The sequence below is a fragment of the Cyclobacterium sp. 1_MG-2023 genome (genome assembly GCF_030546805.1).
Taxonomy (GTDB): Bacteria; Bacteroidota; Bacteroidia; order Cytophagales; family Cyclobacteriaceae; genus Cyclobacterium.
In genome coordinates this window covers 133,846-149,056 of sequence record NZ_JAUOPC010000009.1, presented here as the reverse complement: position 1 = coordinate 149,056, position 15,211 = coordinate 133,846, and the positions used below count along the sequence as shown (strand labels likewise).

The window sequence follows — 15,211 nt, the reverse complement described above, 5'->3', positions numbered from 1 at the left end:
TCTATCTGATCAGTGGGTCACTAATTACGTTTAGGTATCTCCCCATCCAGTAAGGCAAAAGCCATATATCTCCTGCACTATACTCTTGGCTACCACCGTTACCACCTTCTAAAGTGAACCTGTTTCCGTTGTGTCTACGTATAGCCAATTCATCAGGGGGAAGCACTTCACTTGTACTTTGTCTTCTGAAGTTTTCCTCTAAAATTTCAATGTCTTTTCTATGGCTATTTTTTGCAGTCCAGCTAATCATATCCAATGGATATTCTTGAAGGTACCAAACAGCTTCCTCAAGGTCGAAATTTTCTCTATCCACCAAAGCTCCAAAAATATTCCACAATCCATCTTTCTCCGGACGCTCCGCCTCCCAGTGATCCTTGATGGCTTCTTTGTATTGGGCTTTCAACTCATCTGTAAAAGCATATCGGTACAAACCCCAATAACCAAGAAAATACATTTCATCATCTGAATGGTTCCAAGATTCGGATAACATGGCAGCCCAATCATCACTTCCTTCTTCGGCTTTGCCAATTCCTTCCATTGGACGCATAAGGTTCTCTAAGTAACCATGCTTTTCCATTAATTTATAGGCTTCTTTTTTGTACATTTCCTTACCTGTAAAATGGTAAGCTGTCTGTAACATGGCTATAATATTGGAAGAGTTTAGTTTCCTGTCACCCACCATGGTAGGGAAGCCATTCACATATTCTGGGTTCCACCTGCCCCAGGTCGTATGTTTTCCATCATAATCTATCAGGTACCAGTCATTTTCTACGATATGGGTCATTAACTGATCCAATAAACCTATGGCTTGCTGACGCAAGGCTTCATTGTCTACCAACTCTGCAATCACACCAAAAACAAAAACGTGTCCAATCACTTCATCACTACTTGTGGTAGCTTTCCAGTCCCACTCGGGATCAGATGCATGCTGCCACCTATCTGGATCGGCCAACTTTTCTATATATCCACTTCTAGAGAAAGACCTTGAAGGGAACCCTTCTACAGGATTAATGGTGTAAAGCCTTTCCATAGCATCCAAAGATTCTTTCACATTTTGTAAGGCCTCTTCAGAGCCGGTCACAGCATAGCGAAATGCCTCACCTCCCAAATACATAGAAGTCCATAAACCATCATTGTCTGAATCACCCAATCTTCCGGTGTCAAAATTCCCCTTTTCCATTCGGGTTAGGGTGGAATTAAAACCATGTCGAATGTGACGATGTCTAACCTGCTGCTCATAATATGCTGCTTTTTCCGCCAAAGTCTGAGACATAAACACCAACTTCCCTAGACCTTTGTCTGTCAGGATCAATACTTCATCCGCATTCTTTTGGCTGATATGTAATACCTTGTCACCAGGTAGCCATCTCTCTCCAAAGTAATAATTAAATTTGCCGTCTTCCTTTTCCATAAAGGCACCTTGTTCTGAACCAAACCATAACAAACCATTGATTTCTGTTAGGCTGGTCAATACTGGCCATGGCAAAGCATTCTGCTTTTGCCCCACTTTTTTATCGCTAAGCAGGTCCCACTCAAAATAGCCGTCTTTGGTAGCTATGGCAAGTTTATTTTTTCCTTCACGTACTACAAAACTGGTAAACCCGGCTCCTTCAGTAAGTGTCTTTAATTTTTTATCTGCCGGTGAAAAAGACATTAACTTGTTTTCTGCCAAAAGCAAAAACCTTTCGGTAGCGGCATCATAGGTGATTTCTATCACTGGAGAGCCACTGATCTTGCCTTTATAAGAAACTCCGTCTTTGCTTACCAAGTGAATATGACCACCGTCTGAAACCAAAAATGTAAAGTCTTTTCCATGAGCAAAAGAGGTTGCACTTGGTAATTCGTGTTGGAGGTATAGGCTCCCTGCCCAAGCATTACTAAACACTGCCTTGTCATCCAAGTAGACAAACTGATCTTCAACCGTGCTGATGCTAACAATATTTTTATCTTTCATGGCAAGGTAAGTCTTGTCCGGAGTCAAAGTCCCGGGATACAAGAAAGCTCCTGCATGCGGTCTTAGCAAACCTGATTTGCTTAATATCTGAACGGTACCGTTCCTGTCTGCATAGACTTTGTCTAGCATCGGGACCTCTTCGGAATAATACTTAATGGCATACTCCTGAACAAAAGGAACATCTTGATGAACCCTTTGGCTGTTTGATGGCAATTGTTGCCCGTGTGCTTGCGAAAAACCAAACAGCAAGCCAACAAAAACGAGAAGCTTTAAATTTATTTTTTTCATGTCAAATTAAAATGGTTGATAAATAATAGACAGGTAAATCAATTGCAATTCGGTAGCAGAATAATTGGAAGGCCCTAACTACTGATACAGGCAATAAATAAGTTTGTCCGCCCTGTTAAGCAACAAGAGCGGACAAACAATTCCCTAAATAAACAGAACGTTAATTATTACAATGTCTCTTGATAAACTAACGATCCACTCTTTAGTAATACAGCAATTGATTATAGATGTACTATTTCAATTATATTTTGTTGATGAGGGGCTAAAATATAGTTTGAATTAGGTTAAAAACCACTTCTCATTAAGGATAGACAGCATTAACCTGACAGACAACTAATTCTAGCATTTTTTTTAATTACTAACCGGCTTGCTTATTACATCCATGTATCTCCCCATCCAGTAAGGCAAAAGCCATATATCTCCTGCACTCATTTCTTCTTTTCCATCTCTTCCACCATCCAATTCAAACCTATTGCCATTGTGACGGCGCATTTTTAATTCATCAGGTGGAAGCACCTCTTTTGTGCTTTGATTCCTGAAATTTGGCTCCAATAGTTCAATATCCTTTCTATGGCTGTTTTTAACATTCCAATTAATTAAGTCTAAAGGGTATTCCTGAAGGTACCAAACAGCTTCCTCGAGATCAAAATTTTCTCTGTCCACCAAAGCTCCAAAAATATTCCACAGGCCGTCTTTCTCCGGACGCTCCGCTTCCCAGTGATCTTTAATGGTTTCTTTGTATTTCTCTTTTAACTCATCTGTAAAAGCATATCGGTATAAACCCCAATAGCCAAGGAAATACATTTCATCATCCGAATGATTCCATTTTTGTGACAACATGGCGGCCCAATCATCACTTCCCTCCTTGGCTTGTCCTATCTCTTCCATTGGACGCATAAGGTTCTCTAGGTAACCATGTTTATCCATTAATTTATAGGCTTCTTTTTTGTACATTTCCTTACCAGTAAAGTGGTAAGCTGTCTGTAACATGGCTATAATATTGGAAGAGTTTAGTTTCCTGTCTCCCACCATGGTAGGAAAGCCATTCACATATTCAGGGTTCCACCTACCCCAAGTGGTATGTTTGCCATCAAAATCAATCAGATACCAGTCATTTTCCACAATGTGTGTCATCAACTGATCCAATAAACCTATGGCTTGTTGACGCAATGCTTCGTTGTCTACCAATTCTGCAATAACCCCAAAAACAAAAACATGTCCAATTACCTCATCACTGCTCGTGGTTGCTTTCCAAACCCATTCCGGATCTTCAATATCTTGCCAATGCTCAGAACCTCCAAGCTGATCTTTGAAGCCACTTCTGGAAAATGATCTTGCAGGGAAACCTTCTATGTCATTAATGGTGTAGAGTCTTTCCATTGCATCCAATGACTCTTTTACGTTTTGCAAAGCAAATGGAGAACCTGTCGTTGCATAACGAAAGGCTTGTCCAGCCAAATACATAGAAGTCCATAAACCATCATTGTCTGAATCTTTGATCCTCCCGGTATTAAAATTGCCCTTCTCCATATCTCTAAGCGTAGCATTAAAACCATGTCGAATATGACGATCCCTAACCTGCTGCTCATAATATGCTGCTTTTTCCGCCAAAGTCTGGGACATAAACACCAACTTCCCTAGACCTTTGTCTGTCAGGATCAATACTTCATCCGCATTCTTTTGGCTGATATGTAATACCTTGTCACCAGGTAGCCATCTCTCTCCAAAGTAATAATTAAATTTGCCGTCTTCCTTTTCCATAAAGGCGCCTTGTTCTGAACCAAACCATAACAAACCATTGATTTCTGTTAGGCTGGTCAATACTGGCCATGGCAAAGCATTCTGCTTTTGCCCCACTTTTTTATCGCTAATCAGGTCCCATTCAAAATAGCCGTCTTTGGTAGCTATGGCAAGTTTATTTTTTCCTTCACGTACTACAAAACTGGTAAACCCTGCTCCTTCAGTAAGTGTCTTTAATTTTTTATCTGCCGGTGAAAAAGACATTAACTTGTTTTCTGCCAAAAGCAAAAACCTTTCGGTAGCGGCATCATAGGTGATTTCTATCACTGGAGAGCCACTGATCTTGCCTTTATAAGAAACTCCGTCTTTGCTTACCAAGTGAATATGACCACCGTCTGAAACCAAAAATGTAAAGTCTTTTCCATGAGCAAAAGAGGCTGCACTTGGTAATTCGTGTTGGAGGTATAGGCTCCCTGCCCAAGCATTACTAAACACTGCCTTGTCATCCAAGTAGACAAACTGATCTTCCACCGTGCTGATGCTAACAATATTTTTATCTTTCATGGCAAGGTAAGTCTTGTCCGGAGTCAAAGTCCCGGGATACAAAAAAGCTCCTGCATGCGGTCTTAGCAAACCTGATTTGCTTAATATCTGAACGGTACCGTTCCTGTCTGCATAGACTTTGTCTAGCATCGGGACCTCTTCGGAATAATACTTAATGGCATACTCCTGAACAAAAGGAACATCTTGATGAACCCTTTGGCTGTTTGATGGCAATTGTTGCCCGTGTACTTGCGAAAAACCAACTAGCAAGCCAACAAAAACAAATAGTTTTAAGTGTAAGTATTTCATGGTAAATTAATGTGGTTAATTAAAAGTGTATGAGTCACTTGATAGCGCGACATTATCAAATTCATACAGGCTATATATTAGGTATTAGAAAGGGTATAAATAAATTTGTCCGCCCTGTTATACAACATAAGCGGACAAAACTTACCTAACCTAACTACTAAAGCTTAATCTATCTTACTTGAATCAAGTAAGTGATTGAGTTATATATAATACATAAGACCTTTAATTATGGACTACTAACTTTAAAAGTTTTTTGGATCAATTTTTAAATATTTAATGGATTTCCCTTTTTCATTTAAATGGTATGAATAAGTAATATGTACCATACCATCAATATCCTGTATCAAAGAAGGATATGAAAAACCACCCACATCTTTCTTTTCATCTTCCAAATAAATTTTTCCTCTCCATGTTTGTCCTTCATCATCCGAGATGTATAATGATATTCTATACCTGCCGTCATCAATGTCATTTCCAAGAAACAGCCAAGTCCCGTTGTCTAAAACTAACAGTTCCACACTTGCAGTATTAGGAATACTGGTTTTTTCGCTGGCAGACCAAGTCATTCCTTCATCTTGGGAATAGCTTTTATGAATTCTCGTAGGAGCATCTCCGCTATCCCTCATGATGGCCATAATTTCTCCATTTTCTCTTTGACCAAGTGCCGGCTGAATAGGTCCTCTTCCCACTAGAGGCTTGCTGGGGAACCAAGTAGCTCCGTCATCGTCAGAAATGGCCATCATGGAAAAGTTAAATCCATCTGAATAAAGGGGCAATAATATCCTTCCGGAGGTAAGTACAACCGGCTTTATCCTGGTCATCCACCCAATACTAGACTTTTTACTGTCTTTGCTGGCCTCAATTATCATTTGATCATATTGGGGAGCATATTCAGACCAACCTGAATTATTTTCAGGCAATTGTTCAAAACGTTTGGCAACTTCCTGATGGAATTCTTCACCCGGTTTGAGTAGAATATTATCCTGCCAACTCCAGATTGGAGCACCCGCATTTTCATAACTTGTACTTGTTCTAAAACGCAAAATAGACTGCTCCCACCGATTGGCCTGAACGGCTATCCAAACCAAAAACAACTTACCTTCTTGGTTTAGAAATAGCACTGGATTACAATCAGGAATATTGGGGGTATCTGCCATTAGAAAAGGTTCTCCCCACTGGCGGTCTTTTTTCCTGAGCCTGGCTCCCATAATGCGTACATCATCTGCTTTTCGCTCTCCCGATCCTTCAAACCAGGCTGTGAGTAAATCACCATTGGGTAAGGAAACAATACTGCTCCCATGCACATGATTTTGCTGAAGAGGGAAAATCAAGCTTTCACTAACCAGCACTTTCTCTTTAGGAATGTACTGTCCAAAAGCAGCAACACTAAGTAAATAAAGGCCTAAAAAAACTATTTTATTCATTTCACTTTTTTTCTTCTATCCATTACTTCAGCCCAAGTAGTTAAAATAATCCCTTCATCTTCAATGAATTTTCTTAGTTCCGGTGAGGTCATGGCCAGCATGTCTGCATACCTGGATTTACCTGAGCCGCTAATCCTGTCAAATGTATTTCTATCTCCGTTACTGTGAACAATCACCATGGCCAAACCGGGCTCCATAAGTTTGAGCAATTCTTTACATTTCTCCACCTTATATGCCCCTAACTCCTTATCACTTACTTCATATTCTGGTGACCAGTTTCCACTTGTGGTATGTAGGTCATCCAAAACCGGCAAGCCTGCCTCCCACAATTGTCTGGCTACCAAGGGAGTTCTTTCCATAATAGGATTATTGGGCAATTTCATGCCTTCTTTGTATTTCCCTTGTCTTTTGAGTTGTTTGATCAAGTTGCTGTTCATAGAAATCCCAAGCAGCTTATTGTTCCCACCAGGAAACATTACCGGAATACCATATTCTATCCCCACTTTTATGTACCGTTCAAGAAAGGGAGGGTGATAAAATAGGGTTCCCATATGACTATCCATATGGGTTGGTTTCAATCCTAGAGTTAATGCCCGATCAATTTGGGCACGGATTTCTATTTCTACCTCATCAGGGCTGGCATTCGCTACCACTTCGGCTACAGAAGACCACATTGCCCCTTCTTCATCTACCAAACCAGGTACAGCCGCCTTACCTGCTAGCGGAGGCCATCGGTAATGTTTCCACTCAGAGGTAAGTGTTAAATGAAGCCCTGCATCCATTGCATCTATCTTCGCATCTTTTACAAAACTAGAAGCCCAAGGGCAAGGCATCATGATACTACAAGAAGTAGCTACGCCCTCATGTATGGATTTTCTTGCCCCTTCATTTGATTCAAAGGACATTCCCGCGTCATCTACATGAAAGATAACTACTTTCTTCCCTTTAGGAAAACCCAATTTTTCAGCGTAAGTCATTTCTTGTTGGCTTAAAACTGCTTGGCTATACAGCAATAGTAAGAGTAAGCTACTAAATAAAATTCGCATGTAATACTAAAATTTAAATCCCTTCCAGTTTACCTTTCCAAAAAGCAACCGTTTCTCGGTTCCAAGTATAACAGGCAACCAAGTGACCATCTTCATAAAACATGGCAGGATAAGAAAGCTCATCATCACCCTCTCCCTTTTCTATCTCAAATTTCAAAGGCCAGGTTTTACCATTGTCTTCAGAAACAGCAATAGAGATTGGGAACCTATCACCCCAATTTTCAGCAACAGGGTTATAGATCAAAGCAATTTTCTCCCCTTCTATATGAGCAACGTCTATCCCGCTGTTGTTATTGGGCAATTCAATTTCTGTAACCTTAGACCAAGTTTTTCCATAATCCTCAGAGTCTGACCTACAGATATTTCCGGAACTGCTACGCATCAGCATGTGCACATGACCGGGTTTTGACTCCCATAATGCAGGTTGAATCACTCCTTCTCCCGTAATTACTGAGCGGTCCATATCAAGCTTTTCTGTAGCCGTCCACGTTTTCCCACCATCTTCAGACCTGTCAACAAATACTGTCCATACTTTGTTTTTCTCATCTGAGGCAGGAGCCAACCAAGTACCGTCTGATAAAACCAGCATATGATTTCTCACAGGACCTCGGCCTCCTTTATCTCCCGGAACCAATTCCCTTGCTTCAGACCAAGTCTCTCCTCCATCTTCAGTGTATTGAACCCAAGTTTCCCAATAGTCTATTTCCTTTCCAACTTTAAAATACAAATAAACCTTACCATCAGGTGCATTGAACAATACTGGATTCCAGTGTGGTTCATTTCTTACTTTTACCAGTAATTCAGGCTCGCTCCAATCACCGGCTTTTCCTTTAGAGACCCAAATCCCTACATCATTGTGTTTTTCATGAGAGCCTGCAAACCATGCAGCCAAATAATTCCCATCACCTAGACCGGTAATGGTAGAAGCATGACACTGGGCAAAGGGTCTGTCCTCACCAAAAATATGCTCATATTCCTCTGTAGTAAGCTTTGCCTCTTGGACAACTGCTTCGTCCTTTTCTTCAACAGCTTCGGTTTTATTTTCTCCACTGCAAGCCGCAGTGATTATCAATAGCGATAATAAAAAAGAATAGCTTAGTAATTCTCGGTAATTTTTCATGGTTTTATCAATGGATTATTTGGATAACTGTCGATGATGTTTCCATCCTCATCTACTGTAATAATGTTAAAGCTTTTGCCCTGAAGGGTTACAAGGGTAAATGCCCTCACGGATTGGGAAGTTTCTAAATACCAAGTACTTGCTGCATCATGAACAGTACGCGGTCTGGTTCCCCAGGACCCATCCCCTATATAGACGATTCCGTCCTCATCCACATTATTGTTTTTAATTGGGTAGGTTCGTTTATAGGCATGGTCGTGATTCTCAAACGCCAAGTTCATAGTGGACTTTTCAAATAAAGGCACCCAATGTTTTCGAATCATCGACTGGGTTTTCCCTGTAAAGGATCTGGCAGAAGGGTAAGCCGGAACATGATAAATGGCCATTACGTGGGTGGTGTTTTTTTCTTTCAGAAGGGCCAATTCTCGGGCAAGCCAATCTTTTTGTGGACCATCAATGGCATTCGTATGGTCTGAATCAAGAAAGAGAAAACTAAGGTATTTACCAAATTCAAGCACCCCATAACCCGGTTGCCCCGGAAAAGCAAAAAGATTATAATAAAATGGTGCGCTTTCTTTTCTCTTTTCTTCCTTCAAATGCTCAGGGATGGACTCTGCATCAAAACCACTTTTAACTTCATGGTTACCTATCCCGAGCATGATGGGTATCATACGTCCATCTTCATGTATCAATGTGTTTTTCACTGCTTCAAACCAAGCATACCACCTTTTTACATTTTTCCCATCACCATTGGCATATGCCAGATCACCACCTATTATTATAAAATCAGGATTGTATGGTAAAACTTGAAGATTGGTTTTTTCCATTACCTTTTGGTCATGCATGGTATCTCCCCCTATTGCAAACTTGATCGGGTTTCTGGAAATATCCTTGGGCATGGTTTTAAAGTAATAAACTCTTTCGTAAGCTCCAAACTTAACCTCATACGCTTGGTCTGCCGACAGACCTGAAAGAAAAACCCGATGGATCTTACGATCAGAAAATGGGAAATCAGATACATTTCCGGTTTTCTTCATCCAATTTTCATCTCCCTTTTTGCGATAAAATAAAGTTTGCGTAGCATTGGTTTTTAGATGCCAATCAATTGTCATTGTACTGGTGGGATCTTTTTCCCAGGTCAAATAAATTCCACTGGGTTCTTCCTGAGCACTTAAAGTGGTCGCATAAAAAACCAGGAGTGATAAAAAGCAAATAAAAATGTTAACTTTTTTACTTTGTGATTTCATTGTTTATGGATTGTTGTTAATTAAACGCTAAACTTATTTTAGTAAAATATATTTCTTCTTATAGAAACTTATATTGTGTAATTGTATAAGTCTATTTGCTTTTAACAGTGACTATTTCTACTCGCTTAGGGGCACCATTAATTATTACCTAAAAATAAATTGATGCTTCAAGATATGTAGTCCGGCTAAAATTTCACAATATTTAATGTTTCTTTAATACTAATTTGATTTCTCTACTTTTTCAATTCATCCAATACATTACAGTAATATTCAGTTTCGGACTATTAAAAAAAACAATTGCTCTCAAATAGCCCTAACGAACCTTTTCAAGTATATCACTAGAATCTAAACAAATATATAGTTTGATTATTCACTGTTTTTCAGGTAGTTATTAAAGGTTAACTTTTCCTAAAACTTCTATTTTCGGTTGTTAAAAGGGTAAAGTTAAGATATATTTGTCGTTGATTTTTTTTAAAAAATACCCGACTTAATACAATGAACATAGGAATAGATTTAGGAGGAACGAAAATACAGGTAGGTATTGAACACGAAGGAAAAATCATTCACAAGACCAAGGCTCTTCTGAAAGAAAAAAATGACCTTCAGTCTACGCTTAACCAAGTGATGCAATTTATAAAACCACTAACTGCCCATGAAGTAGAGGGAATAGGGATTGGTGTGCCGTCAGTGGTGGATGTAGAAAAAGGGATTGTTTATAATGTAACCAACATCCCTTCCTGGAAAAAGGTAGCATTAAAAGACATTCTTGAACAGGAATTTAACCTTCCGGTTTTCGTAAACAATGATGTCAACTGCTTTGCCATTGGAGAGCATAAATTTGGTAAGGGTAAAAGTTACAGCAATATGGTAGGCTTGTCAATAGGGACAGGTTTAGGATCAGGCATCATTATCAAAAACAAGCTATATGCAGGAGTAAATTGTGGTGCCGGTGAAATTGGTTTACTTCCTTACCTTAACCACAATATAGAATATTATGCCAGTGGAAATTTCTTCAGTGCCGAATACCAAACCACTGCATTAGATGCCTTTACCGCTGCCAAAAATGGGGAAAAAGAGGCCTTGGAACAATGGAAAGCCTTTGGTCAGCATTTTGGAGCTGCAGTGCAAGTGGTAATGTATACTTATGATCCCGAAGCAATCGTCATCGGCGGGTCGGTAGCAAATGCCTATCCATTTTTTGAGAAGGCTATGCGTGAAAGCTTCAGTGACTTTATCTATCCTGAATCATTTAAAAAATTGAAAATCCATTTGACAAAAAACGAAGACATTGCGCTTTTGGGAGCCGCTGCCCTTGTAGACCTGCCTGTCAATGCCACCAATTAAGCGATTTAATTTTGGCTTAATACTGCACTTTTGGTCAAAAAACTCCAATATTTAACAATAGAATAAAATTGCTACGCCTAACAATATAATGACATGAAAAAAAACACACTCATAGTTGCCCTTATATTATTGATTTTTTTCGTCATTTCATTTCTTACCAATATTCTGGGACCTATCATCCCGGATATTATTGATAGTTTTACTCTAAGTATTGGACTGGCAGGCTTTTTACCTTTTGCTTTCTTTGTGGCTTATGCAGTGATGTCTATTCCCTCCGGAATTTTAGTGGAAAAATACAAAGAAAAGAAAATGCTGATCTTTGCCTTTACCATGGCGTTTATTGGTGCTTTACTTTTTGCTTTTATTCCAAGCTTTACCATAGCTTTGACATCCTTGTTTATTATTGGTATTGGAATGGCCGTTTTACAGGTAGTCATTAACCCCCTCCTTAGGACTGCCGGAGGCGAGGAACATTTTGCTTTTAATTCCGTGATGGGCCAATTGGCTTTTGGGGCTGCTTCTTTTCTTAGCCCGATGCTTTACAGCTATTTGGTAACAAATATTCATACAACAGACAATTCCTTAATTTTCTCATTTTTAAACCCCATGGTGCCTGAAAACCTAAAATGGGTCTCATTGTATTGGGTGTTTGCTGCCATAGCCTTTTTGATGGTCATCATCGTCTATTTTGCAAAATTCCCGAAAGTGGAGCTTAAAGAGGATGAGAAAATTGATGTGGGTGTGGCATTCAAAGAACTACTGGCCAATAAGTATGTGTTGTTGTATTTCTTGGGAATCTTTTGCTATGTAGGAACCGAACAAGGCATTGCCAACTGGATTTCTAAATTTCTTCAATCTTACCATGACATAGACCCATCTACCACGGGTGCTATTGTAATTTCTTACTTTTGGGGTTTGCTAACTGTAGGTTGCTTATTGGGGCTGGTTTTGCTTAAATTTCTTGATAGTCGAACCGTATTGATTTTCTTTACAGGAGGGGCCATATTAGCTTTATTAGCAGGTCTCTTTGGCCCTGCAAATGTAGCTTTAATCGCTTTCCCATTGACCGGATTTTTTGCTTCTGTTATGTGGTCAATTATCTTTTCTTTGGCACTCAATTCCGTACCCCATCACCATGGAACCTTCTCAGGGATTTTATGTACGGGAATAGCGGGAGGAGCGATTGTGCCGCTAATAATTGGTGGATTAGCAGAACTTGTAGGACTTAAATTGTCCATGTTATTTCTTTTGTTTACTTTAGGATACATCTTAAGCATTGGCATTTGGGCCAAACCATTGGTCACCAATGCTACCAAAAGTTTGAAGGATATCTTTAAGTAAAAAATGTATAAGATTATTTTGCTCTTGGATTTTGCCGAAGAGTACAGTAAGAGTTTATTAAAAGGAATATCAAAGTATTCTGCTGAGCATGGACCATGGACCTATTGCCGCATGCCCCTTTACTATAGGGAAACAATTGGCATTAAGGGCATCCTCGACTGGGCCAAGGACTGGGGAGCAGATGGTATCATCGGACAATTGTACAATGAAATAGACTTGGAATTGCTTGTTGATTCCAAAATCCCTGTGGTTGCACAAGATTTTAAAGAGAGGTTTTCAGAAATTCCGAATATTACAGGTGCTTACCATGAAGCCGGTGAAATGGGTGCTTCCTACTTTCTCAAAAAGGGCTTTAAAAACTTTGCTTTTTACGGTTTCAATGATATCGTTTGGTCAAGAGAACGGGCTGAAGGTTTCGAAAAGAAAATCAATGCGATGGGCTACAAAGTAAATTACTTTGAGCACAGAAAATCCCGTTCTACAGATTTGTGGTACTACAAGAGTAATTCTTTGAGCAAATGGCTATTGTCTTTGCCAAAACCCATTGCGCTCATGACCTGTGATGACAACCAAGGGCTCCATATTACCGAAGCTTGCAAGCAAAATAAAATCCGGATTCCTGAAGAAGTTGCTGTTTTGGGGGTAGATAATGATGAAATGCTTTGTGAACTATCAGACCCTCCGCTGTCTAGCATTGGCTTGGATATAGAAAAAGGGGGATATGATACTGCCAAGTTGATGGAACAAATGATCCAAACCACTGCATCAAATTTTTATGATATCCGGGTAAAACCTACCCAAGTTATCACCAGGCAATCTACTGATATCTATGCAACCAATGATGACCATATCGCTTCGTCATTGAAATATATTCATAAAAATATAGAAAAAAACCTTCAAGTAGAAGAAGTAGTAAAGCAAGTGCCTCTTTCCAGAAGAAGTCTTGAGAAACGTTTTCTTCAAATAACTGGCTACCCCATTTACAAGTACATTTTTAACCTACGAATAGAAAAATTCACTCAAAAGCTTCTGGAGACTGATCAAACTGTTTTTGAGATCGCCATGGACCTGGGCTTAAACGACAGTAAAAACATTGCTAGGCAATTCAAGCAAGTAAAAGGATGTAATCCTATTGAATACAGAAAGCGATACCTTGCCGGGAAATAAGCCACCCACTCTCTTTGCCATCAATAATATCCCCAACTTAATTCACCGCCAAATAATCCCTCACAACCGTTCATATAATGCCATTATTTTGAATGGTATTTTTTTGTTCCATAAGGTATACTATAAAAACATACCCAAAATATTTTCAACCTTTATCCATTTTCCGGTTATGAAACATTTAGATAAAAATACCATACTATCCATCATCATTGCAGGTATGGCTTTGGCCACAGCTTGGGCTATTCGCGGGCAGTTTGGTCATGAACAAGGTGCCGCTTGGGCCGGCGGTATAGGCGCTCTTAGTATACTCCTACTTGCCAAAAGAGAGGACTGGTATAACAAGGCCATCAAAGCCGCTTTTGCCGGGGCTGTTGGTTGGGGTTTTGGAGGCATGATGAGTTATGGTATTCTTGTGGGTTATGGTAGAGGGGAAGATTTTATCAATGTATATTATGGATTGGCTAGTTTATTTGTGGTTGGGGGGCTCTATGGTTTAATTGGGGGAGGACTATTTGGCCTGGTACTGGAAGACCATCCTAAAAATAAAATTAAATGGCATCAGGTCGTAATCGAAATGACTGTTGGTGGCATCATTTTTTATTATTTAATGATTGAACAGCTGGGTTTTGAAATGACTCCCCCTCGTTCTGAAGCTTGGGGAATCTGTGCAGGAAGTGGTATAGCCATGTTGTATTTCATGCTAAGAACCAAAAAGTATAGTGCCATGAGAGTGGCCATGTATTCGGGATTGGGAGCTGGTTTTGGCTTCGCCTTTGGGAATTTCCTTCATGTGCTGGGTAATGTGGCAGAAATCCCTTTCAATATGTGGAACGTAATGGAATATTCCCTTGGCTTTTTTGGTGGTGCAGGTATGGCTTATGGAACATTCACCTCTTCTTGGCCTAAAGAAGAAAGTACTGGTAAATTCTCTACAAGTAACCTTACCCTACCCCTTGTCGGATTAATATTTGTCATTCCATTTTTTGTATGGCATCAATCTTTTTTAATGAAAGATTTCTCAGAAACTTTGGGTGCATTTGTAAGCCAACCAAAAACCTGGATGACAGCTGTTCAATTGGTTGCACTTACAAGCATCTTGGCTTTATCGGTTTATTGGATCAGGTTATTTTCAAGTAAAAAAGCACTCCAAGGCCCACAGATAAGTTACACGGAAATATCCATGCTTTTCAAAAGTTATTTTGGAACATATATTTTGTTCACAATCATGTTAACGGGGTCTTTTTTAAGCTTTTATAGAATTGAACAATTTCTATACATCATCAATTATATTATTATTTTGGCCTTTATACCAAAATTGAAACCCATGTTTTCAGCGCGTGCAGCGGCTACTAAAACCTGGAGAAATGTATTGTTAATAATAATGATAATACTGGCTATCCTTACCTTGATATTGATCAATAGCCATGGGGAATTGTCTCATGCACACAAAAGGTTTGAATGGATTTGATTGATGAAATAAGGTAGAAAGTAGAATTCTAATCAATAAAAAAGAAAGAAGATCAGCCCATATAGACGCTGATCTTTTTTTATTTTCTACCTGTGAGAAACTTCATTCAGCGTCAAAAGGTAAATTAATTTTAAGTTGATACGTACCTATTCTTATAATTGAAGTTTAAAAACATAGGGAAACTTAGCTGAAAACCCATTATATTTTGCTTATCAGGCAA

The 15,211-nt window shown here is 39.4% G+C and carries 10 protein-coding genes; 4 read left to right on the top strand and 6 right to left on the bottom strand.

Annotated elements, in window-relative coordinates; all coding sequences use genetic code 11:
• Window position 1 precedes the first annotated feature (1 nt).
• The 6 genes from Q4534_RS15415 to Q4534_RS15390 all read right to left on the bottom strand — a co-directional run bounded on the left by Q4534_RS15415 (window position 2) and on the right by Q4534_RS15390 (window position 9,671).
• Window positions 2-2,242, bottom strand: a complete 2,241-nt coding sequence (locus tag Q4534_RS15415; RefSeq protein WP_303614040.1) for a hypothetical protein — start codon at window positions 2,240-2,242, stop codon at window positions 2-4.
• A gap of 351 nt (window positions 2,243-2,593) precedes the next feature.
• Window positions 2,594-4,834: a hypothetical protein gene (locus tag Q4534_RS15410; RefSeq protein ID WP_303614039.1), complete on the bottom strand. Its 2,241-nt coding sequence runs from the start codon at window positions 4,832-4,834 to the stop codon at window positions 2,594-2,596.
• 242 nt (window positions 4,835-5,076) lie between these two features.
• Window positions 5,077-6,258, bottom strand: coding sequence for an exo-alpha-sialidase (locus Q4534_RS15405; protein WP_303614038.1), 1,182 nt, complete (start codon window positions 6,256-6,258; stop codon window positions 5,077-5,079).
• Window positions 6,255-7,304, bottom strand: coding sequence for a polysaccharide deacetylase family protein (locus Q4534_RS15400; RefSeq protein WP_303614037.1), 1,050 nt, complete (start codon window positions 7,302-7,304; stop codon window positions 6,255-6,257). Before Q4534_RS15400 ends, Q4534_RS15405 begins: the two co-directional genes overlap by 4 nt.
• 13 nt (window positions 7,305-7,317) lie before the next feature.
• Window positions 7,318-8,424, bottom strand: a complete 1,107-nt coding sequence (locus Q4534_RS15395; protein ID WP_014020103.1) for an exo-alpha-sialidase — start codon at window positions 8,422-8,424, stop codon at window positions 7,318-7,320.
• Window positions 8,421-9,671, bottom strand: a complete 1,251-nt coding sequence (locus Q4534_RS15390) for a fibronectin type III domain-containing protein (RefSeq protein WP_303614036.1) — start codon at window positions 9,669-9,671, stop codon at window positions 8,421-8,423. Before Q4534_RS15390 ends, Q4534_RS15395 begins: the two co-directional genes overlap by 4 nt.
• Window positions 9,672-10,166: 495 nt before the next feature.
• Here Q4534_RS15390 and Q4534_RS15385 point away from each other — a divergent pair, with 495 nt between their 5' ends.
• From Q4534_RS15385 to Q4534_RS15370, 4 genes are all read left to right on the top strand, one after another.
• The gene (locus tag Q4534_RS15385; RefSeq protein WP_014020101.1) at window positions 10,167-11,015 is read left to right on the top strand and encodes an ROK family protein; all 849 of its coding nucleotides are present in this window, start codon (window positions 10,167-10,169) and stop codon (window positions 11,013-11,015) included.
• Window positions 11,016-11,108: 93 nt separating this feature from the next.
• A complete protein-coding gene (locus Q4534_RS15380; protein WP_014020100.1) occupies window positions 11,109-12,356 on the top strand; it encodes an MFS transporter in 1,248 nt (415 codons plus the stop codon).
• A 3-nt stretch (window positions 12,357-12,359) separates the two neighbouring features.
• Complete coding sequence (locus Q4534_RS15375; protein ID WP_014020099.1) at window positions 12,360-13,523, top strand: DNA-binding transcriptional regulator; 1,164 nt, start codon at window positions 12,360-12,362, stop codon at window positions 13,521-13,523.
• A gap of 169 nt (window positions 13,524-13,692) precedes the next feature.
• Window positions 13,693-14,991 carry a photosystem II biosynthesis protein gene (locus Q4534_RS15370; RefSeq protein WP_303614035.1) on the top strand — a complete coding sequence of 433 codons (1,299 nt, stop codon included), beginning with the start codon at window positions 13,693-13,695 and terminating at the stop codon, window positions 14,989-14,991.
• Window positions 14,992-15,211 lie beyond the last annotated feature (220 nt).